This window comes from Rhodococcus sp. IEGM 1341 (assembly GCF_030056895.1).
Classification (GTDB): domain Bacteria; phylum Actinomycetota; class Actinomycetes; order Mycobacteriales; family Mycobacteriaceae; genus Rhodococcoides.
Genome location: NZ_JASHKV010000005.1, coordinates 214,592 through 236,070, shown reverse-complemented (window position 1 = coordinate 236,070; position 21,479 = coordinate 214,592). Strand labels below are relative to the sequence as shown.

22 protein-coding genes are annotated in these 21,479 nt (G+C 64.6%); 13 read left to right on the top strand and 9 right to left on the bottom strand.

Annotated elements, in window-relative coordinates; translation table 11 throughout:
- Positions 1 to 3 precede the first annotated feature (3 nt).
- Both QM615_RS14145 and QM615_RS14140 read right to left on the bottom strand, forming a co-directional pair.
- Positions 4 to 1,413 (bottom strand): ABC1 kinase family protein, encoded by a 1,410-nt coding sequence (locus QM615_RS14145; RefSeq protein WP_283347441.1) that lies wholly within the window; start codon positions 1,411 to 1,413, stop codon positions 4 to 6.
- Complete coding sequence (locus QM615_RS14140; RefSeq protein WP_283347497.1) at positions 1,413 to 2,501, bottom strand: ferredoxin--NADP reductase; 1,089 nt, start codon at positions 2,499 to 2,501, stop codon at positions 1,413 to 1,415. Before QM615_RS14140 ends, QM615_RS14145 begins: the two co-directional genes overlap by 1 nt.
- A 217-nt stretch (positions 2,502 to 2,718) precedes the next feature.
- Here QM615_RS14140 and QM615_RS14135 point away from each other — a divergent pair, with 217 nt between their 5' ends.
- The 7 genes from QM615_RS14135 to QM615_RS14105 all read left to right on the top strand — a co-directional run bounded on the left by QM615_RS14135 (position 2,719) and on the right by QM615_RS14105 (position 8,677).
- Entirely contained in the window at positions 2,719 to 3,621 is a 903-nt protein-coding gene (locus tag QM615_RS14135; RefSeq protein ID WP_283347440.1) for an alpha/beta hydrolase, read from the top strand.
- Positions 3,618 to 4,496 carry an SDR family NAD(P)-dependent oxidoreductase gene (locus QM615_RS14130; RefSeq protein WP_283347439.1) on the top strand — a complete coding sequence of 293 codons (879 nt, stop codon included), beginning with the start codon at positions 3,618 to 3,620 and terminating at the stop codon, positions 4,494 to 4,496. Before QM615_RS14135 ends, QM615_RS14130 begins: the two co-directional genes overlap by 4 nt.
- A 1-nt stretch (position 4,497) precedes the next feature.
- Entirely contained in the window at positions 4,498 to 5,418 is a 921-nt protein-coding gene (locus tag QM615_RS14125; protein ID WP_094686922.1) for a reductase, read from the top strand.
- Complete coding sequence (locus QM615_RS14120; protein WP_283347438.1) at positions 5,415 to 6,950, top strand: flavin-containing monooxygenase; 1,536 nt, start codon at positions 5,415 to 5,417, stop codon at positions 6,948 to 6,950. The genes QM615_RS14125 and QM615_RS14120 overlap by 4 nt, the downstream gene beginning before the upstream one ends.
- Before the next feature lie 80 nt (positions 6,951 to 7,030).
- A complete protein-coding gene (locus tag QM615_RS14115; RefSeq protein WP_256980747.1) occupies positions 7,031 to 7,765 on the top strand; it encodes a MerR family transcriptional regulator in 735 nt (244 codons plus the stop codon).
- A gap of 79 nt (positions 7,766 to 7,844) precedes the next feature.
- The gene (locus QM615_RS14110; RefSeq protein WP_094640793.1) at positions 7,845 to 8,051 is read left to right on the top strand and encodes a hypothetical protein; all 207 of its coding nucleotides are present in this window, start codon (positions 7,845 to 7,847) and stop codon (positions 8,049 to 8,051) included.
- A gap of 50 nt (positions 8,052 to 8,101) precedes the next feature.
- The gene (locus QM615_RS14105; protein ID WP_283347437.1) at positions 8,102 to 8,677 is read left to right on the top strand and encodes a YdcF family protein; all 576 of its coding nucleotides are present in this window, start codon (positions 8,102 to 8,104) and stop codon (positions 8,675 to 8,677) included.
- A gap of 10 nt (positions 8,678 to 8,687) precedes the next feature.
- Here the strand turns inward: QM615_RS14105 and QM615_RS14100 are convergent, their stop codons facing one another.
- The gene (locus tag QM615_RS14100) at positions 8,688 to 9,053 is read right to left on the bottom strand and encodes a CrcB family protein (protein WP_283347436.1); all 366 of its coding nucleotides are present in this window, start codon (positions 9,051 to 9,053) and stop codon (positions 8,688 to 8,690) included.
- Entirely contained in the window at positions 9,050 to 9,454 is a 405-nt protein-coding gene (locus QM615_RS14095) for a fluoride efflux transporter FluC (protein WP_283347435.1), read from the bottom strand. Before QM615_RS14095 ends, QM615_RS14100 begins: the two co-directional genes overlap by 4 nt.
- Positions 9,455 to 9,579: 125 nt before the next feature.
- Between QM615_RS14095 and QM615_RS14090 the strand changes: the two genes are divergently transcribed.
- From QM615_RS14090 to QM615_RS14080, 3 genes are read left to right on the top strand one after another with little or no spacing between them, the layout of a single operon-like run.
- Complete coding sequence (locus tag QM615_RS14090) at positions 9,580 to 9,915, top strand: STAS domain-containing protein (RefSeq protein WP_394855405.1); 336 nt, start codon at positions 9,580 to 9,582, stop codon at positions 9,913 to 9,915.
- A 24-nt stretch (positions 9,916 to 9,939) separates the two neighbouring features.
- Complete coding sequence (locus QM615_RS14085; protein ID WP_283347434.1) at positions 9,940 to 10,392, top strand: ATP-binding protein; 453 nt, start codon at positions 9,940 to 9,942, stop codon at positions 10,390 to 10,392.
- 30 nt (positions 10,393 to 10,422) lie between these two features.
- The gene (locus tag QM615_RS14080) at positions 10,423 to 12,213 is read left to right on the top strand and encodes an ABC transporter ATP-binding protein (protein WP_283347433.1); all 1,791 of its coding nucleotides are present in this window, start codon (positions 10,423 to 10,425) and stop codon (positions 12,211 to 12,213) included.
- Positions 12,214 to 12,228: 15 nt separating this feature from the next.
- Here the strand turns inward: QM615_RS14080 and QM615_RS14075 are convergent, their stop codons facing one another.
- Positions 12,229 to 12,612 carry a hypothetical protein gene (locus QM615_RS14075; RefSeq protein WP_283347432.1) on the bottom strand — a complete coding sequence of 128 codons (384 nt, stop codon included), beginning with the start codon at positions 12,610 to 12,612 and terminating at the stop codon, positions 12,229 to 12,231.
- A 90-nt stretch (positions 12,613 to 12,702) separates the two neighbouring features.
- On the bottom strand, positions 12,703 to 13,212 hold the full coding sequence (locus QM615_RS14070) for an arsenate reductase/protein-tyrosine-phosphatase family protein (protein WP_283347431.1): 510 nt from the start codon (positions 13,210 to 13,212) through the stop codon (positions 12,703 to 12,705).
- A 142-nt stretch (positions 13,213 to 13,354) separates the two neighbouring features.
- Between QM615_RS14070 and QM615_RS14065 the strand changes: the two genes are divergently transcribed.
- Positions 13,355 to 14,713 (top strand): DUF7159 family protein, encoded by a 1,359-nt coding sequence (locus QM615_RS14065; protein ID WP_283347430.1) that lies wholly within the window; start codon positions 13,355 to 13,357, stop codon positions 14,711 to 14,713.
- Positions 14,714 to 14,735: 22 nt separating this feature from the next.
- Here QM615_RS14065 and QM615_RS14060 read toward each other — a convergent pair whose 3' ends face one another.
- Positions 14,736 to 15,674: an endonuclease/exonuclease/phosphatase family protein gene (locus QM615_RS14060; protein ID WP_283347429.1), complete on the bottom strand. Its 939-nt coding sequence runs from the start codon at positions 15,672 to 15,674 to the stop codon at positions 14,736 to 14,738.
- Positions 15,675 to 16,032: 358 nt separating this feature from the next.
- Between QM615_RS14060 and QM615_RS14055 the strand changes: the two genes are divergently transcribed.
- Together QM615_RS14055 and QM615_RS14050 are read left to right on the top strand one after the other, a co-directional pair.
- Positions 16,033 to 17,037 carry a DUF1839 family protein gene (locus tag QM615_RS14055; protein ID WP_094686915.1) on the top strand — a complete coding sequence of 335 codons (1,005 nt, stop codon included), beginning with the start codon at positions 16,033 to 16,035 and terminating at the stop codon, positions 17,035 to 17,037.
- A complete protein-coding gene (locus QM615_RS14050; RefSeq protein ID WP_283347428.1) occupies positions 17,034 to 19,454 on the top strand; it encodes a glycoside hydrolase family 2 protein in 2,421 nt (806 codons plus the stop codon). The genes QM615_RS14055 and QM615_RS14050 overlap by 4 nt, the downstream gene beginning before the upstream one ends.
- A 43-nt stretch (positions 19,455 to 19,497) precedes the next feature.
- Here QM615_RS14050 and QM615_RS14045 read toward each other — a convergent pair whose 3' ends face one another.
- On the bottom strand, positions 19,498 to 20,460 hold the full coding sequence (locus tag QM615_RS14045) for a glycosyltransferase family 2 protein (protein ID WP_269595004.1): 963 nt from the start codon (positions 20,458 to 20,460) through the stop codon (positions 19,498 to 19,500).
- Entirely contained in the window at positions 20,457 to 21,308 is an 852-nt protein-coding gene (locus QM615_RS14040) for a glycosyltransferase family 2 protein (protein WP_411567339.1), read from the bottom strand. Before QM615_RS14040 ends, QM615_RS14045 begins: the two co-directional genes overlap by 4 nt.
- Positions 21,309 to 21,479 lie beyond the last annotated feature (171 nt).

Here is a 21,479-nt window from a genome sequence, read left to right as displayed (position 1 = left end):
GGCTCAGTCCGGGAGCGCGATGTTCCTCGCGGCCACCGCTGCGGCCACTTCCTCCGGGAGAATGTTCCTGAACAGGAACAGGTCTCGACCCAACACCCATTCCGGTGCGAGGGCGGCCGAGTAGCGCTCGAAGTAGCCGAGCTGCTTGCCGAACAACACCAGTTCCTCCGGTGTCGCGATACCCCAGCGCCTGCCTGTCTCGACCAGAGACGCGACGAGTTTGCTCAGGTCGACGCGGGCGGCTCCTCTACCCAGAATCGGCTCGAACAACTTCCTCAGCTGCAGACCGATCAGCTTGTCGCCCAGAGTTGTTCCCTCGGTGATGCCGAGCATGCGGATGCGTCGCGCAGCTTCGGTGTAGTTACCGTCGAACAGGGACGCACGGAACATCTCGCGAAGTACCTCGCGCCACTGCTCGGGTAGTTCCCCGACGATTCCGAAGTCCAGGAATCCCACCCGGCCGTCGTCCAGTGCCCACAGATTGCCGGCATGCACATCGCCGTGGAAGGGGCCGTGCAGCACAACTGCTTCCAGCCAGACCTTGACGCCGCGACGCAACTGCAGCTCGGAATCGAGCCCGGCGAGATCGCCCGGCGTGATACGGCCCACCGGGGTTCCTCGAACCCGTTCCATGCAGATCAACCGAGGTCCGCAATGGCTCCAGTAGATGTCCGGAACCATCACGTGAGAATTGTCCCCGAACACATACAGGTTGTCGCGAAAGCGTTTCTGACGCAATGCTTCTGCAGCACTGTCGAGTTCCTCGGCCGTCAACTCGTCGAGGTCACGGACGACGGCCGTCGCGTTGGCGATGCGGAAGACCTCGAAGAACCTCTCCAACAACGACGCACCGGTGAAGGCCACCCGTAGATCGACTCGCATGCGACGACGGATTTCGGGCCGCTGCACTTTGACGACCGCCTCGCGCCCGTCGGGTAGTACGCAGGCGTGGACCTGCGCCACGGATGCGGCCGAGAGCGGCACATCGTCGAACGAGGTGAACAGTTCCGCAATAGTGCCACCCAGGTCGCGTTCGATGACACGGCGAGCCTCGAGGGCAGGGACGGGTGGCACACCGTCGAGCAATCGCAGACACGCATCGGCAAGAACCGGGGGGAACACACCGGGCGACGACGCCATGAGTTGTCCCAGTTTGACGAACGTGGGCCCCAGCGCCTCGAATCCTTTGACCACGCCCTCTGCGAGCGCGACCGTGAAACGACGGCGTTTGGCGAGCCAGGACACCGGCCAGCGAACGACGGCGATCGCTGCGGCAGCCAGGAGTACCACGGTGATCCACGCGGCCCGGCCCAACTCTTCGAGTCCGAAGTGTGTGAGGTCGGGATACGCGATGTCGAGGGCCTCGGTAGGCGCTCCGTCGGAGTCGGTGTCACGGCCCATCGCGTCGGGCATCAGCGGTCGAACACCGCACGGATCGACTGGGATTCGGGCACGGATTGGCATGCCAATCGAACCCCGTGTTCGAGCTCGTGCTCGTCGAGTGTCTCGTTGGCGAGCATGGTCACAGTGCCCTCGGTGAGTGTGTACGCGCATCCGCCGCAGGTCCCTTCGCGGCAGACGTAGGGCGGATCGAGACCGAGTTCGAGGAGTCGGTCGAGAAGCTTGGTGCCGGAATTCCAAGCGAATTCGGTCTCTGTTCCGTCGATCTCGACCTGAGCGGTGACGGACTGTGCGTCCGATTCGTGAGCCGACGCGGTGTTTTCGCTCCGGAACGGATTGGAGTCGAAGGAGGAGAACACCTCTCGATGCGTTCTGTGTGTGACCGTTCCGGTGCGGGCGAGCCACTCCTCGGCGACGTTCATGTACTGCGGCGGGCCGCACAGGAAAGCTTCGCACTCCGCCGGAACGGCCGCGTTCATCGTGGCCAGCCCTGCAGCAGTGGGCAGCCCAGAGTCCGACGCGTACCAGTGATGCACGTCGAGTCGATCGGGAAAACGAGACTGCAGTTCGGTCAGCTGTTCCGCGAAGATCACCGAGTCGCGGTTCTGATTGGCATAGACGAGGGTGATGCGGTTCTCGTGCCGCAACAGTGCGGTTTTGATGATGGACATGATCGGGGTGATGCCGCTACCGGCGGCCAGAAGTACGAAATCGACGCCCCAGTTCTCCGGTCCGAACATGCCCGACGGCTTCAGCGCCTTCAGTCGCATCCCTCGAACTGCGTTGTCGTGCAACCAGTGCGACGCGAGCCCGTCCTGGATTCGTTTCACGGTCACGGTGGGAAACGGGTCGCGTACCGGCGAGCTGGAGAACGAGTAGCAGCGGGCCACCGAGCCGCCGTCGGTGCAGGGGATCTCCAGTGTGAGGAACTGTCCCGGCGCGTATCGAAAGTGTGTCTCCGCGTGCTCGGGGACCGCGAATCCGAGCGAGACGGCGTCCTCGGTCTCGTGGGTCACCTCGGTGATTTCCAGCTCGAAGATTCCCGCCTCGGGATCGCTGGTCGACGTACCGAGGTTCGCCGGTGGTGCGCTCCTGAACATCGTCACTTGTTCCCTCTTTCGGGCTCGTTGCGTGTCGGTCGTCACTGTCGCATACATCGCCACCGATTAATAGGCCATTGACAAATGGCGAATAGCGGGTCATGGTGGCGAGGTGACTTCGACCACAGATCGCGACCACTTGCCTCGTGGCGCATTTGCCGCAGGATCCCGGCGAACTCGTCTGGCGGCCTTGATGACTCGGCTGACACTTCGTCCGATGACCAACCTGCTGCCCACGTCCCGCGGCGGCATCGAGTTCTCCCGACGCCTCGTCGCCACCTCGATGAACCTCTTCGGTCCGGTGCCGAAGGGGACGAGGGTGGACATCGTGGCCGACGTCCCGGTGCGCGGCGAATGGGTGCGCGCACCCGGCCTGGCCCCGGATCCCCGGGTGATTCTCTACATCCACGGCAGCGCGTACGTCATCTGTTCGGCACGGACCCATCGTGGCCTGACCGCGCGATTGTCCAGCGCGACCGGCCTGCCCGTGTTCACGGTCGACTATCGGTTGGCCCCGGAACACCCATTTCCCGCTGCCGCCGACGACCTCGAAGCCGCCTACCGCTGGCTACTCGGCCAGGGGTACAACGCGGCGAACATCGTCATCGCCGGAGACTCCGCCGGCGGCCACCTCGCTGCCGACCTGCTCATCGAGAACGACCGGACCGGGACGCCGCAGCCGGGGGCGATGGTGTTGTTCTCACCGCTGATCGATCTCGACTTCGAGCTGTCGGCCCGGATGGAGCGCACGCGCAAGGACCCGATGATCTCGGCGAAGGCGGCGCGAGGACTGGTGGCGCTGTACACCGAAGGCCACGACACGAACCTTCCGCGATTGCGGCTCGACCTCGCGCTCGTACGCGACCTGCCACCCACCCTGATCCAAGTCGGCGGAGCCGAAATGCTGCGCGGCGACGCGCGACACCTCCACTCCATGATCGACGCGGCAGGCGGACGAAGCGAACTCGAGATCTGGCCCGACCAGATGCACGTGTTCCAAGCTCTCCCCAGATTGATTCCCGAGGCCGGCCACGCGCTCGAGCATGCCGCCGAATTCATCGCGCATGCACTCGACAATCCAGTTGTACAACATGATTCGAAGGAAAAGGTAAGTCGATGATAAGCAAGAACGGAAAACCCTCGTACGGGTCGAGAGCGGTAGTGACCGGCGCGGGCAGCGGCATCGGCCGGGCGTTCGCACTCGAACTGGCTCGTCGCGGAGGAGCCGTCATGTGCGCCGACATCTCTCTGCCGCGAGCGCAGGAGACGGTAGCGATGGTGAACGCCCTCGGTGCCACCGGATACGCCGTCGAGTGCGATGTGTCGATCCGCGAGAACGTCGAGGAGTTGGCGCTACGTGCCGGCATCGAATTCGACGGACCGACGACGGTGCTGATCAACAACGCCGGCGTCGGGATCGGTGGAAAGCCCGTCGGCAACATCGGTTTCGAGGACTGGAACTGGGCCCTGGGAATCAACCTCTGGGGAGTGATCCACGGCTGCGAGGTGTTCACCCCGGCGCTTCGGGTCGCCGGTGAAGGCGGAATCATCAACGTCGCGTCCGCCGCAGGCTTTGCCGCCGCGCCGCTGATGGGTCCGTACAACGTCGGCAAATCCGCGGTGATGTCGCTGTCGGAAACGATGGCGGCGGAACTGTCGGGTACCGGTGTGCGCATCTCGGTTCTGTGCCCCACGTTCGTCAAGACCAACGTGGCCGTCGACGGCCGAATCACCGCGAGTTCGTCCCGGCTGGCCGAGATCGCGATGCGGTGGACCGGACGCTCGCCCGACAAGATTGCTGCTCGCACCCTCGATGCATTCGACAAGGGCCGGCTCTACGTGGTGCCTCAATTCGACGCCAAGGCCGTCTGGCGATTCAAGAGACTGCTGCCCGCTGTGTACGTGCGCTTTCTCGGGTTGCTCAATCGTGTGATGCCCGCCGAGCAGGAGCCGGCGAAGAACGAATCCCGTACAACCACAACCACAGGAGCCTGACATGGCAATGGACTTCGAAGACATGTTGACCAAGATCAAGGACCGTCAGTGGGCGTTGGCGGACATCGATTGGGACGGTCCGGGAGCCGACACCATCAGCCCCGAACTGCACGCCAAACTCAAGCCCTTCATGTCCGACCTGATGTGGATCGAGAACGTGGGCGCTCGCGGCTTCGCCGCCATGGCGCTCAAGGCACCGAACGAGACGCTGGCGGAGATCTACCGCTACTTCCACGCCGAGGAGCAGAAGCACGCCAACGCCGAACTTGCTCTCATGCGGCGGTGGGGCATGCTCGACGGCGACGAGATGCCCGAGCCCAACATCAACGTCAAGCTCGTCATCGACTGGCTGGACAAGCACTCGGACGGGCTGTCACTGGCCGTACTGGGCACCGTCATTCCGATGCTCGAGGTCGCATTGGACGGTGCGCTCGTGAAGTTCATCATGGACGAGATCGACGACCCGGTGTGTCAGGCGGTGTTCAAGAAGATCAACTCCGACGAATCCCGGCACCTTGCAGTCGATTTCGCAGTCATCGAGCTGCTCGGGCATTCGCGGATGCGCAAGATTCTGGTCGACACCGTCGGCGCGTGGATGAACCCGGCCCTCATCGTCGGAACGCTGCGGTACATCCCGCTGCTGAACAAGATGCGCGACAACATCGTCGAGATGGGTGTCGACGAGGAGCGCCTGTACACCGCGATGAAGCGGTTCAAGAGTGTCGGTCAGCGCAACCCCGTTGCGTTGCGGGTTCCCATGTACCGCATCGTGCAATGGCACGGCAGCATCGTGATCAATCGCAAGCACCCGTACCACCTGCTGGCGGACGGCCTGGTGAAGCTCACGCGCCGCTACCCCACGAAGACTCTCAATTCCGAGCCGACCTGGGCCAAGGAACTGACCTACGAGCCCGTCGCATGAGCGAGTTCGATGTGCGCGACGGTGTACTCGATGCGGTGATCGTCGGCGCAGGGTTTGCCGGAATCGGTTCCGCTATCCGACTGCGCAACAAGGGTATCGACAACTTCGTCATCCTCGAACGCGGAAGCGCAGTCGGAGGAACCTGGCGCGACAACACCTATCCGGGCGCTGCGTGCGACATCCCGTCCAGGTTGTACTCGTACAGTTTCGCGCCCAACCCCAACTGGTCGCACACCTACTCCGGCAGCGGTGAGATTCTCGAGTACATCCACACGATGGTGGGGGAGTTCGACATCGAGTCACGTATTCGATTCGGCCACAACGTGGTCGACATCATCTGGAACGAGGCGGCCGGGCATTGGCACCTGAGCATCGACGGGCACGCCGACGTCCGGGCCCGCACGGTGGTGATGGCGTCGGGTCCACTCGCCAATGCCAGCCTGCCGAACATCCGCGGCATCGACACCTACGAGGGACACAAGATTCACAGTGCTCGGTGGGACCACGACTTCGACTTCACAGGCAAGAAGATCGCAGTCGTGGGAACCGGGGCGAGCGCGGTGCAGATCGTTCCCGAACTGGTGAAGATCGCCGACTCGGTCAAGGTGTTCCAGCGCACCCCGGGCTGGACGCTTCCCAGATTGAATCGAAAGGTGCAGGCCGGCACCAAGCGTCGGTATGCTCGGTTCCCACAGACTCAGACCCTGGCGCGTTCGCTGTGGTTCTGGGGCCACGAGTCCGTCGCCCTCGGTGTCGTCTGGAAGACTCCGCTGACGCGCATCGTCGAACTGGTCGGTCGGGCGCATCTGCGACGCCAGGTTCGTGATCCGTGGCTGCGACGCCAGCTGACCCCGCGGTTCCGGGCCGGCTGCAAGAGGTTGTTGATGACCAGCGACTATTACCCGGCCTTGCAGAAGCCGAACTGCACGCTGGTGACGTGGCCGATCGCAACGCTCTCGCCCAAGGGAATTCGGACCGTGGAAGGCGTCGAGCATCGGTTCGACGCCATTGTGTTCGCCACCGGATTCGATGTCTCCAACACCGGAACCCCCATCCCGATCACCGGGCGTGACGGCCGGGTACTGGCCGACGAGTGGAGTGCAGGAGCCAAGGCGTACAAGAGTATTGCGGTCTCGGGCTACCCGAACATGTACTTCACCTTCGGTCCGAACTCCGGGCCCGGGCACAGCTCGGCACTGGTGTACATGGAGGCCCAGATCGACTACCTCGTCGAGGCTATCTCCCTGGTGCTCGACGGCAATCTGCACAGCGCCGATGTGCGCCAGGACGTTCAGGATGCCTACAACGAGGAGATGCAGCGCAAACTCGCCAAGACGACATGGAATTCCGGTTGCAGCAGCTGGTATCTCACCGAGGACGGCTTCAACGCCACCATGTTCCCCGGTTTCGCCACCCAGTACGTCAACCAGCTCAGAAGCGTCGAGCAGGGCGATTTCACCATGACTCCGCGCCGCGTCGAACGGCCGCGAGAACCGCTGCGGATGCACGAGAGCGCGCTGCCGTTGCGATGACGTTCGGCTTCGGGTCCGCCTTCCGCCGCGTGGTCGACGTATATCCTGTGGGTCGACGCGCGGCGGAGGTAGGGAGCTCGGTGGAGTATCGAATCGACGACTTGGCCCGAGAGGCCAAGACGACCACTCGCAATGTGCGGGCGTACCAGGAACGCGGACTGCTTCCGCCGCCCACGCTCCGAGGTCGCGTCGGTATCTACGACGACGATCACCTGACTCGACTCAAGGTGATCGACTCGCTGCTGCAACGAGGGTTCACCTCGGCGCACATCGCGGATTTCCTCTCGGGCTGGGAGCAGGGCAAGGACCTGGAAGAAATCCTCGGCCTGCAGGAAATCGTGACCCGCAAGTGGTCGTCGACCGAAACCACGGTCATCCCCGTCGAACTGATTGCGCAATTTCTCGGTGAGGACAACGACGACATCGTTGCCCGACTCATCGAAGCGAAACTGATCAGAATCGACGGAGATCAGGCCGAGATACTCGATCCCACTCTCCTCGAGGTGTTCGTCGATCTGAGCCAGTACGGCTTCACCCTGGAAGAACTCCTCGACCAGCACGAGAGAACCGCATCGAAGATGAACGCCATCGCCGAATCGATGGTGGGGAGCGTGACCGACCATCTGGCCGCGAAACACGGTCCGGGATGGCTCCCCAAGTCGGGGGAGGTGGCCGAGACCACCGAGATGTTCGAGAAGATGCGCAGCCTGGCGATGAAATCGGCACAGGCGGAGTTGGCGCGTGCCCTCGATCGCGTCCAGGAACAGGCACTGAGTGACTACCTGTCGCAGACACTGTCCAGGCGGAGCGAATGACTGCGGTTTGAACACTGCGACAATCGGACATACGTCACTCTCGACAGCCGAACGGCGGCTGACCGCCTAAGGGGGCACCATGAGATTCGTTACGTTGATCGTTCTCGTCTGGCTGATCATCGGCGCATTCGCGTCGTACCAACGTGGATACTTCGAGAGCGCACCCGAGAACTGCGGCGGAGCGGGCACCATCGCCCTCACTGTCGTCGCAGGACCGCTCAACTACTTCGGCATCAACCCCGAGGTCACCGACTGCAACGTCACCGTGCCTCAGCCCAGTGAGTGATCCGAGTCTCTGACCGCGCGCCCGCGGTGCACCTTCCTTAACCTGGTGAGGTGTTCCGCGGACGTCTGTTGCTGTTTCTGGCCTTCGCGATCCCGGTTGTCCTGGTGTCTGCGATCGGTGTCGGCGGCTACGTCGCGTTCACGAAGGCCCGCGTCGATCCGATGACCACGGCCGACGCCATCGTCGTACTGGGCGGCGAACACGACGGCCGCGAGGCCTACGGCATCTCGCTCGCCGAGCAGGGTCTGGCGAGGACGGTGGTGCTCTCCGATCCCTACGGTTCCCGCGACCCGACCATGAAGAAGTACTGCGCGGCATCGACGACCGAGTTCGAGGTGCTGTGCATTCCGCCGACTCCGTCGACCACACGCGGAGAAGCGATATTCACCGAGGAACTCGCCCGCGAGCGAGGGTGGAATCACGTCATCGTCGTCACGTGGCGCTACCACCTACCCCGCGCCCGGTACATCTTCGACCAGTGCTTCGACGGAACCGTCACGATGCGTCCGACGCCACGTGCCTACGACTTCTCCCTCGTCGAATGGGAGTTCACCTACCTCTACCAAATCGCAGGCTTCGTCAAGGCGGGCGTACAGGGACCGTGCGAGAACTCGGCGGACGACTGATCCGAGCGGGTCAGAAAATCTTGTGATAAAGCGTGATTCCGGACTTCCACGCCAGGAATCCGAACATCACGGCAGCGATTCCGCCCACCACATTGGCAGCGAAAAATAGTGCAGCGCTGCGATATTCCTGGTTTCTGGTGAGCCGAAGCGTAGCCAGCGCCACCGTGGCCAAGGGGGTCACCGACGCCAGAAATCCGATGCCCACCAGCGAACGAAACCGGTCCGGTGGATCGAGAGCGAACACCAACCCCAACGCCGCACACGCCAGCAGATTGAGTGCGGACAACCGTCGCCTGGACCTGATGGCGTACGAGAACACGAACTGCCCGAGCGCAGCCAGCCCACCCCCGACGGCCACCAGAATCATGGTCGTCATCGAATGCTGCTCGGCCTCGGCTTGGTGATCGCCGCGCCGAGTGCCATGGCGATCAACGCGATGATCGGCGTTCCCACCAGGTACACCACCGAATTCCATGCACCGCGATGCGTCACCGCTTGGAACGCGTACAGGCTGAAGGTGGTGAACCCGCACGCCAGCCCGAACAGGGCCGCGCGGGCAACCGGGGCGGGCCGTCCCCACAGGTAGCCCAGGGCAGCGCCGACGACGAGGCACCCGAACACGTTGACGCCGAACGTGCTCATCAACAGCCACCTCGGCGATCCTCGCCACGTCCAGACCTCGTATCGCAACGCCGCACCGACCCCGCCGCCGACGGTCACCGCAAGGTACTCACCGAACGATCGACGACGGTCCGCTCTCTGCAGTGCCTCGATCATCGAAGCGAGCCTAGTGGGAGTCGGGCCACTCGGCCGAGTGGAAGAAGGTCGGCCAGGGTGGGCCGGGGTAAAGTCGGCGTGTGACTGCGGACGACACGGGCCTCGGGCCCCAGCACTTCGATGTGATCGTGGAATGGCGTGACCAGGACGTGGTTCTGGCGGTATCCGGTGAACTGGATCTGGTGACTGCTCCCGATCTGTCCGAGTCGGTCGCTCTCGTACTCGAGAAATCGCCGACGGCTGTGGTGATCGATCTCAGTGATGTGGGATTTCTCGCGTCCGCCGGCATGTCCCTGTTGGCGTCGACGCATCAGCAACTCGGCGGCGCAGCCGGGTTTGCCGTGGTCGCGGACGGTCCGGCCACCGGTCGTCCCCTCACTCTCGTCGGTCTGGACGAGGTATTCGGTATCTATGCAACGGTCGACGAAGCATTCGTTGCACTTCATGCGGGTAGATCCTGAACTTTTGGGTAGACGGGATTCATGATGGCGACTCTCTTCGGAGGTGACGACTCACGTACCGACAGTTCGATCTCGACGGCAGGTGCGCGAATGGAAGAACTGCTGTTCACCGGCGAACCTGCCGACGCCGATCGAGCGTCGGAACTTCGTCGTGAGCTCGGTGACTGGTTGGGCAATGTGGGCGTCGACCCCGATCGTGCGTACGACGTGGTGCTGGCCACGTACGAGGCGATAGCGAACAGCGTCGAGCACGCATATCGAGACCACACCGACCGCGGAACACTCGACATTCGAGTCTCGTGTGCCGCGGAGGGGCGAATAGAAGTGAAAGTCACCGATCGCGGCGACTGGGCATCGCACAACTCCGATCCCAACCGCGGGCGGGGTGTGCCGCTCATGCGGGCGTTGGCCGACAGTGCCGCCGTCACCTCGGATCAGAACGGTACGACCGTGCACATGATCTGGGACGCGACCTAGCCCGACCGCCCTATCCGGCACACTGGTGGGATGGTCGATGTGCAGATCGCTACCGCAGAGAAGAAGAAGATAACGGTCCCGAATCTGCGTGTGCTGTGGCAGTTCGTCCGCCCGCACCGTCGCACCCTGTCGCTCGGCATGACACTCGGCCTCATCGGCACCGGAGCTGCACTGGCGACGCCGATGGTAGCCAAAGGAGTGCTCGACGGCCTCGGCACCGACGCCTCCTTGATCCAGCCGGTGCTGATTCTGGTGGCTCTGCTCGTGGTGGGCTCGCTGGTGCTGTACCTGCAGTGGATCGTGCTGGGGGTCCTTGCCGAACGTGTGGTCCTCGACGCCCGCAAATCCATTGTGCGCAAGTACTTCGGTGCCACGGTGGGAAGTCTGGGCACTCGGCCCACCGGAGAACTCGTCACCCGGGTCACCTCCGATACCGTTCTGCTGCGCGAGGCCACCTCGAATGCCTTGGTGGCCATAGTCAACAGTGTGGTCGGCCTCGTGGGCGCACTGATTCTCATGGCCGTGTTGGATCTGGTGCTGCTCGGCGCGATCGCCTCGGCCATCATTGCGATCGCAGTGTTGTTCGCCCGCCTGATGCCACCTATCGCCGTCGCCCAGCGGCAGTCCCAGGAAGCGGTGGGCCGCCTCGGTGGAATTCTCGACGGCACTCTGCGGGCGATTCGTACCGTCAAGTCCAGCAGGGCCGAGACCCGCGAATCGGAGCGAGTCATCTCCGAGGCGCGAATCTCCGCTCAGCACAGCGTCAGAGCGGTCAAGATCTCCGCGTTGGCCTGGACGTTCGCCGGGGGCGGAGTGCAGTTGGCGATCATCGGAATCCTCGGTCTCGGCGGCTATCGCGTCAGTACCGGGGCATTGGCCGTGTCCAGCCTTATCGCATTTCTGCTCTACGCATTCCAGGTGATGGGCCCGGTGTCCACCCTGGCGACGAACATCACCGCATTGCAGGCCGGAATGGCCGCGGCCGCCCGTATCCGCCAGATCGACGACCTGGTCACCGAAAAGGGTGAGACCGGTCCCGCGAGGTCGGCGAAGACCGAAGCGCCCGCTCCGGCTCTCGAATTCCGCAGCGTCACAGCCCGATACGCACCGGGTAGGGAGCCGGCCGTGCGTGGTATGGACCTCGCGGTGCCTGCGCGTGGACACACCGCGATCGTCGGACCGTCGGGAGCAGGCAAGACCAGCGTCTTCTCGTTGATCCTGCGCTTCCTGACCCCCGAGTCCGGCGAGATCAGGCTCGGCGGAACCCCGTACGACGAGCTGAGCATCGACGAAGTGCGAGCGCGGTTGTCCTACGTGGAGCAGGAGACGCCGGTGCTGCCCGGCTCGATCCGCGAGAACCTCCTGTTCAGCCATCCCGAGGCCAGCGAAGCCGACATCTGGGCGGCGCTCGAGTCCGTGCACCTGGACTCGGCGATCCGCGCCCTGGACGAAGGGCTGGACACCGACCTGATCGGATCGACCGTCTCCGGAGGGCAGCGTCAACGAATCGCGTTGGCCAGAGCCATCGTTCGTCGTCCGGAAATTCTTCTGCTCGACGAGGCCACAGCGCAGGTCGACGGCCGCACCGAGGCGGCAATTCACGAGGTGATCCGATCGATCGCGACCGACTCCGCCGTCGTGACCATCGCGCACAGGTTGTCCACCGTGCTCGACGCCGACACGATCCTGGTGATGGAGGACGGGGTGGTCCGCGCCAGGGGCACGCACTCCGAGCTCATGAACACCGACTCGCTCTACCGAGAGCTGGTGGCCGCGTTGCGAATCGGCGACAACACCGCGCTGACGAAGCCGGGCCGATAACCCGCGGCCGGTGCCCTAGCGCCCGGAGTCGGATTCGGTGGTGCTGCTCTCGTCGTCGGAATCGTCCGAATCGTCCGCGGAGGTGGTGGTGGTCGTCCGATCCGAGGACGAAGTTCGGCGCGGGCTTCGCGTCGTGGTCTCGGACCGATCCGGAGTGGTCGTCGTGGGGCGAGCAGTGGTGGGTACCGCGACCTGCCAGGTGGGCGAGGGCGGCACGATGACGATCGTCGACGTCGGTGTCGTGTCGACCGAACTCAGACTGTCCGACTTCAGAGCGGGCGGACGAACGGTTTGGCTCGTGTCGTCGAACGCGCCACCGAGAGCACCGATGGTCAAGCCGACTGCGACTGCCACTCCGGCGCTCGCCACTGCTGCCGACGCGATGACCTTGTCGCGCATGCACAGACCCTAACGCCGTGGCCGCACCCGGATGGTCGGCAATGATGCGAGAACGTTACCTCAGCGAGCGGGGCGGTGAGAGATGGACGTTCACTGCGTCGACAACCGCAGAACATGGGGCAGCGCCTCCGCGATCGACTCCCCGGCCTGCTCGTACACCGAATGATCACGCCGGTACGGATCGCCGATGTCGAGTGTGTCGACACGGTGCACCGCCCGTGCGTCGGCCAGGGTCGCGATGGACTGCGCGCCCGATGCGGCGGCGAGGCCCGACGCCTCCAGCAGAGTGAAGGTGCGACGCATCTGCCGCGGTGCGAGAGCCAGGACGGCGTCGCGATGTGCCGCCGTCATCGTCAGCACGAGATCTGCGTCGGCAGCGATCGCGGGCGTGAGGCGTCGGGCAACGAAACCGTCCGGATCACCGCCGAGCTGCGTGAGCACCGTCGCCGCCGTCGGATCCATGGCGTGCCCGGTCAAGCCCTGCGTTCCGGCGCTGCTCGCGGTGAGCTCGAAGCCACCTTCTCGCGCGAATGCAGCCGCAAGGCGCTCGGCTGTGGGCGATCGACAGATGTTCCCGGTACAGACGAACAGAACGCGCATGCCCGCAACTGTAGTGCTGTGCTCGGGTGCCGCACTGAGCACCGAGGGACGCGCTACAGTGTGCCATTGGCGGGGGATCGAGACTGGTTCGTGACATCCAGTCTCGGCGTGTGTTCACGGGGAAGTCGACCGAAGGCGGGTAATGACCGAAGTTCTCGGTGTGTCGGTGGGGGCCAGTGCTGTGCGCATGGCTCGTCCCGACGCGCGCCCTCAGGATTCGGGTCGCCTCGATTTCCATCACGACACCGTCGACGCCTACTGGGACCGCGCAGAGGAATTGGCCGCCGAGTCGATCGGAGTCGTGCTCTCGCAGCCGGGCGACGGCGGACCGGTGCAAGCGACAGGTGTCGCATATCGGGACCAGCAACAGTTCGGCGAGATCCAGCAGGCCATGGCGAGCCAGCGGCTCTACAACTATCGACTGGTTCCCGAGGCACGAGCAGCGTTGCAGTACCTGGAGGCCTCCGGCGAGCTGGGCCACTTCGGCACCATCGCCCTCTACGATCTGGGCAGCTCCGGATTGACGATCAGCGTGATCGACCGCGGTACCGGGCAGGTTCTGCTCGCCGAACGCACCATCGACATCAGCGGCGACGACTTCGATCGGCTCATCTCGGACAACCAGCTCGCCAAGCAGGGCGTCGACATTGCCGACAACCAGGAACTGAGCGAGTTCACCGCGCGGTGCCGGGTGGCCAAGGAGCAGCTGTCGACGAGTGGCGCGGTGTGCCTGCCCGGTGACGGCGGCGTCATCCTGATCTCGCGTGAGTCGTTCGAGTCTCTGGTGACCGTCCCGATCGAGTACTCGGCGCGGCTGGTGCGGGACGTGATCGGTCGTTCACCCAAGCACGTCGACGCTCTCTTCCTCATCGGCGGCGGGGCGCGCATTCCTCTGGTGGAATCCATTCTCGGTGCGTGGATCGGCCTCCCCGTGGTGACTCCGGCGGACCCGGAGTCGGTGGCCGCACGCGGTGCAGCTCTGCTCGCGACTCCGGTGGCCGATGCGCCGCGTCGACCGAGCCCACAACCGGGCGTTCGGCAGTCTCCGTCCGATCCCGCGTCGTTGACCGGGGCTCCGGATTGGTTGAGCCCCGAGCCCACCGGAGACAAGCCCGCCGACTCCAAGCGCAAGGTGCGCGGCGCAGTGCTCGTCGCAGGGGGTCTCGTTGCCATCGCCGCACTCGGGTTGTCCCTCGGGTACGGCGGCAGCTCCGCGGAACCGACGAGTTCACCGGTCGAGACCAGCGCGCCTGTCACCGCAGTGCCCACGACGCCGAGGACCACCGCACCGCCCACTACCGCGCCCCCGACGACCACTGTGCCGCCGACCACCGAGGCCGCTCAGGCCCCGGCTCGCACTTATTCCGAGCCGGAATACGTGCCGCCCGCCGCACCTGCGCCTGCTCCCGCGCCGCCGCCACTGATTCCCGGCCTGCCGCAGATTCAGCTGCCGCAGATTCAGTTGCCGCCTGCACCGGTCATCGAGTTGCCGCGGTTCTGACCGGCATCCGCGGCCACCCGGATCAGGGCAGCTGCAACTGCGCGAGAACCGCCAGATGATCGCTGTCCGGGATTGGTAACGGCTCGACCGACCGGGCGCGGACGTTCTCACTCGTCACCACGTGATCCAAGCGCGCCAGTGGACGTTCCGACGGGAACGTGCGGAACAGGCCCGCGCCGGCACCGGCTGCCGCGTCGGAGAACGGGGACGATGCCAACGTGCGGAACTGCCGGTGGTCGTTGGTGGCGTTGAAGTCGCCCGCGACGAGCACGGTGCCCTGGTAGGTCTCCATGATCGACCGCATCCTGGCCAGATCGGCGGCCCACTCGGTGGTGTGGCGCGGTGTGGCAGGCGACATCGCGTGGAAGGAGACGACGGTCAGATCCTGTCCGTCGACGGTGGTTTTCGCCTGTACCGGTACGAATCCGAAGTTGTCGAGGCGGATGCCGTCGGTCAGCGGAGTGCGGCTCCACAACCCGGTGCCATCGGCCACCGGGAGCGCAGCGGTGAAGGCGAACGGCAGAAGGTCGTCGATGCCCGCGGCCTGCAGGTCGTCCACTTCCTCCGGGGTCAATTCCTGGACCGCGAGAATGTCGACGTCGTTGCTCCGCACCGCGTCGACGATGGACGCGGCGTCGGCGTCGCCGTGTGCGACGTTGACCGTCAGGACCGACAGTTGCGGGCCGGTGTTGTCCGGTCCGTCGGGGAGGAACATCGGCACCTGAACGCCGACGACGGCAACGGTGATCAGTACTGCGACGGCCGATCCGATGCGGGAGCGCGCTGCGGCGAACAGGATCACGGCGACGATCGCGGCGACCCCGAGATACGGAGCCCCCACGACGAACGCAACAAAAGTGATCTCGGTCACACCGACTTGGCGAACGAGGAACATTCCGGCGACGCCTGCGAGCAGGGTCCAGCCGATGACCAGCGCTGCGCTGGATGCGAAACGGCGCATCGCGCTCGTGCCTCCTCTTGCCTGCCCGAGTTGGGCATGGATGTGTCAGGTGTTGTCTACACTCGGCATGTGCCCAGCTCAGAGCCATTGTGCAAGTGTCATCACGAACAAGCTGCGCACCGGCATTACCGGCGCGGAACCGACTGCTCGCTCTGCGATTGTCCGCGTTACCGGAGTCGGGTATCGCTGCTGTCGAGATGGTGGCCCTGGAAATAGTTTGCCCGGGCAAAAACAATCTTACCGTCCGATCGAATGCGAAGAACAAACCGATTCGTTAGGATTAGGGGCCTGGATACAGGCAATACGGACAAATGCGGCTCGGGGACCGTCCGACATTCGATCCGGTAGGAGAGGCTTCATGTCGAACGATGCAGTGCTGGACAGGCTCGGTACCAGCCTACGAGTCCTCGAACTCGAACCCATCGGTTACCGACCACACCCGATACACAATCACGACCGCATCTGGACCGAGACCAACTGTTACGTCGACCTGTGGATCGAAGTTCTGCACTCGTTCGGTGCAGATCCCACTCCGGCTCTCGCCTTCGTGCTGAGCGCCGGATGCGACGGTCGACAGTGGGATTTCGTGAAGATCGCCCCCGAGGACCTACGCAGCCTGTACGGCATCGGCGTCGCCGAGATGAACGTGTGGCGTCCCGTACTCGAGCACGTCGTCGAAGGCCTGGAAGACGGCATCCACGTCACCGTGGAGGTCGACGGCTTCTGGCTGCCCGACACGGCGGGAACCAGCTATCGCAACCAGCACACCAAGACCACCATCGTGCCGAATCTCGTCGATCGCGACGCCAAGGTGATGGGGTACTTCCACAACCGCGGCTATTTCGAGCTCACCGGAGCCGACTTCGACGGGATATTCAATCTCGCCCCCGAGCCACACGCGGAGGTGCTGCTGCCCTACGTCGAGCAGATTCGAGTGGATCCCGCAGTACTCGACGCGGGTTTCGGTGATCGAGACCTCGACGTCGCTCGCGCTCATCTGGCGCGTCGAGCTCCTGGCAACCCTGTCGACGCTCTGGCTCGCCGCATCGTCGCCGATATCCCGCTCGTACAGACTGCGGGACCCGACGCATTCCACCTCTGGTCGTTCGGCCTGCTCCGGCAGTTCGGTGCCACGGCGGAACTGGCGGCGAACTACGTGCACTACCTCGAAGGTCGTGGCATCACGGGAGCCGCTGCGGCAGCGCCGCACTTCCTCGATGCCGCCTCCGGCGCCAAGGCCGTTCAATTCCGGATGGCGCGCGCCGCACGTGGCCGGGATGTGGTGCTCGACGAGCCTCTGATCGAGATGAGCAAGAACTGGGCTGCCGCCATGGACATCGTTGCAGGTGCATTGGGCACGTGATCGATCTGCTCGACGGCGCTCGGTGGCGGCTGGCCCGAACCGACGCCGGCTCTGTTCTCGACCCTGCCGACCTAGGAGACGATCTCGACTGGGTCGACGCGGTGGTGCCGGGCACGGTTGCCACTGCGCTCGGACACTCACTCGCAGTGGACCCCGACGAGCACGACTGGTGGTTCGTCACTCACGTCTCCACCGGTGACCATCGCCGGGTGCGAGTGCGCTTCGGCGGCATCGCGACCCGCGCCCGGATCTGGATCGATGGCGTCCATCGCAGAACCGTGACGTCGATGTTCGTTCCCGAGACCCTCGATCTGACGGACTGCGGTGACACCGTCACCATCGCCGTCCACATCGAATCGCTTGCAGCCCAACTGAAGTCCCGACGCCCCCGCGGTCGGTGGCGATCGTCACTGATCGCCGCGCAGGGGCTGCGACACGAGCGAACGACGATGCTCGGTCGCGCACCCGTGTACGGACCCCTTCCGGTACCCGTCGGACCGTGGCGTCCGGTGACGATGACCCCCATCCCCGACGTGCGTCGCGTCCACCTGACGACGGAGGTATCGGGAACCGACGGCATCGTCACACTGCGCGCCGACCTGGGCGCTCCCGGGGTGGCTCGAATCCTGATCGACGACAGGGCCTTCGAGCTCGGCAGGGTCGAGCGCGTCGACACAGCGGTGACGCTGCCCGACGTCGAACTCTGGTGGCCCCATACACACGGCCGACCGCGAACGTATCGCGTGGCGCTCGAGGTCGACGGCACCGTCCATCCCCTGGGCGTCGTCGGTTTTCGTACGGTAGAGCTGGACCGTACGGCAGGCGGCGCAGTACTGACGGTCAACGACGACCCCGTCTTCTGCCGCGGAGGAACGTGGACCCCGCTGGACCCGGTGCGGTTGTGGTCGCCCGAGCCCGAGCTGCGGGCGGCGCTCGTGCAGCTCCGATCGGCGGGTCTGAACATGGTGCGCATCGTCGGCACCCTGGTGTACGAGCAGACCGAATTCTGGTCCCTGTGTGCAGAATTGGGCATCATGGTGTGGCAGGACGTCATGTTCGGCACCGTCGACCCGCCCACCGACGATACGTACACCGCAGCGGTCACCCGCGAGCTCGACGCGTTCGCCGACACGGTCTCGGCCAACCCTGCCCTGATGGTCGTCAGTGGTGGAAGCGAGACGCAGCAGCAGCCCACGATGTTGGGAATCGCAGCCGAGGACCAGCGAATGGTGATGCTGGACAGCGTTGTTCCTGATTTTCTGGCAGATCGCCTGCCCGCTGTGGCGTATGTGACATCTAGCCCGTCCAGCGCTCAGGGGGAATTGCACACGCACGTCGGCGACGGCATCGCGCACTACTTCGGGGTGGGCGGCTATCTCCGACCACTGTCCGATATCCGCACTGCCGGAGTACGTTTCGCGGCGGAGTGCCTGGCCTTCGCAGTTCCCCCGGAACGGGCGCAGGTGGAGAAGTTCTTCGGGTCCGCGGCCGTTGCCGGTCACCACCCCGACTGGAAAGCCGCCGTCCCACGCGACCGCGGCTCGTCCTGGGATTTCGAGGACGTGCGCGATCACTACGTACGCACGATCTTCGGCGTCGACCCACACCTGATCCGGCGCGACGATGCAGAGCTGTATCTCGATTACGGTAGAGCGGCGATCGTCGAAGCGTTCACCGAAGCGTTCGGCCACTGGCGTCGAGCATCCTCGGGGTGCGCCGGAGCCCTCGTGCTGACGCTACGAGACACCGTCCCCGGTGCGGGCTGGGGCATCGTCGACACCGCCGGTGTGCCCAAGGCACCCTTCTACGCGTTGGCGCGGGCCAGTGCCCCGGTGGCACTGCTGTTGTCCGACAACGGACTCGACGGCTATTCGGTGGAACTGGTCAACGACGGACCGGCTCGATCGGGCACTGTTCGAGTGGTGCTGCACGCCTCCCGCGGCAGCCACGAGTTCGAACGCACGGTGAGCGCCCCGGCGAACGGATCCATCGCACTGACGGTGGATTCCATCGTCGGCACGTTCACCGACGTCAACCACGCCTACCGCTTCGGCAGCCGCACCTACTCCGCCGTCACGGTCCTGTTTCTGGACGACAGCGGCGTCGAGGCGGCACGAACCACCGCGCTCGTCGGCGCGCAGAGTCGTCAGAACACGGTGGGCCTCACGGCGAATGTTGTCGAAAAAGATTCTGGAACATGGGAACTGATCGTCCGATCCGACTGGCCGGCGCAGTACGTCTGCGTCGACATCGACGGCTTCGAGGTATCCGACTCGTGGTTCCACCTGGCACCGAACGAACCTCGTACGCTGACGCTCGTCGGTCGCGGCGGGGGTGCACCGCGCGGACACGTGCGCGCTTTGAACTCCGTGGAGCGGGCCTCGGTGGCACCGAAGGTCGTGAGCGGTAACTCGTAGTGGACTACGAATTCAGTCGATGGCCCAAGCTGTGCACGTGCCGCTAGCGGCTCGTGCTGAGTTTTCCTCGGGCATAGCCGATTCCGGCCGCACCGACGCTGGCCACCACGGCCATCGCACCCCACGCGCGCGCGGGATTGCCGCGGGCCGCTGCGCTGGTCTCCCGGCCGACCGCGCGAGGAAGAATCTTGGCGGTGTAGGCCCGCTCGGAGGACAGTGCGTCCTCGGCCCCGATCAACCGGGCGATCGCTGCCTTCGATACGCCCTCGGCGTAGCTGCGCGTGATGAGATAGCGCGGACGAGTGCGATCTGCGCTGACGGTGTGATCGACGACGATCGAGGGATCGAACACGATCTGGGCGTCGGGATGCGTCTGACGCAGACGGATGCACAGCTCCGTCTCCTCGCAACCGAGCGGCACTCGACCGATCCGGCCGATGCCGGAGACGAACCCGCCGAGTGCGACGACGGGCTCACGGCGGAACGACATGTTCGCGCCCATGAGATTGCGGACCTGAGCGGTTTCCGTTGGCTGCCCGCGGTAGGTGCACCCGACGACCCAATCGAGTTCGCCGGGTTCACCCACTACCTCGGCCGGCAAGAAGGCCGGACGCTTGTCCGGCCATACCGGGTATGCAGAGCCCCCAACGGCGTACACGGCATCGTCCGAGTAATGGGACAGAATGGCTCCGAGCCACTCTGTGGTGCGCGGTGAGGCGTCGTCGTCCAAGAAGACGACGATCTCACCGGTCGCGAGGTCGAGCGAGGTGTTGCGCGCTCCGGAGAGGCCACGTGGGTGGTTGTTCTCCACCACGTTCACGGTCCGGTGCAGCGGCGAGAACTCCTCGCGCGCACGTTCGGCCAGTTGCGCATTGTGATCGATGACGATGATCAGTTCGTCCGCCGGAACGACCTGATCGAGGACGGCACGCACGGCAGCCTGTAGTTCGGACCACCGAGCCAGGGTGTACGCGCAGATGACGACCGAGGAAGTCGGCAGACTCACGCCGTCTTCTCGCGGAGTTCGAGAACCTCGTTGTACGACTCCAGGGCCTCGAACTCGAGGTCCATGTCGGTGCGGGCGTCGACCGACTCTCGCAACGGCCGAACGATGGACTTGCGCTTGATCTTGCGGGCACGCATGCGCTCGGTCATCAGGGTGCGCAGCACCCGGAAGCCGTCGGAGAAGGTGCGCAGATTGCTCTGACCGTAGATGCGAGCCGACTCGACGCTCGGCACCTCTTCGATGCGCACGGACGCCTCGGCGAAGCGGCAGTTGATGATGGTCTCGATCTCGAAACCGTCGCCCCAGAGCATCATGCCCTCGGCACCGGGCTGATCGACGACGGGGAGATCCAGCACCGGCACCAGGTCGCGCCAGAAGGCGTTGTAGCCGTAGCAGAGATCCGAGAAGCGAGTCCCGAAGAGGGTGTTGGCCACCAGGTGCAGGCCACCGTTGCCTGCACGGCGCAGCGGGGTGATGTCGTGGCTTCCGCCGCCCTCGCAGAACCGGCTGCCCTTGGCGAAGTCGGCACCGGCGAGCAGGGCGTCGACGAAGCGCGGGATCTCGGCGGCATCGGCCGAACCGTCGGCGTCGAACATGACGATGATGTCCCCGGTCGCGGCCTCGAAGCCGCAGGCGAGAGCGTTGCCCTTGCCCTTGCGGGTCTGCTTGATGATGCGAATGTCACCGCGGATCTCGCGCGCCGCGTCGATGGTGCCGTCGACGGATCCACCGTCGACCAGCACGAGCTCGTAGTCGTGCGAGAGCAAGGGGAGGACGTGACGAAGGTTCGCGGCCTCGTTGAGCGTCGGGATGACGACACTGACGCGGGGATTCTGACGATTCAACATATCCATTCCACATGGGTCGAGTGCGATGGGCAGATGTCTCCGAACTCCGTGAATCGACCCCCGCCGCATCCACAGACAGTGTCATAACGCTCGTTCTCAAGCGTAAGAACCTGTTTCCTTTGACTGAAAGCAAGCTTAAAAGAAGCTACGAGTTTGTCAAGCCGCGAACAA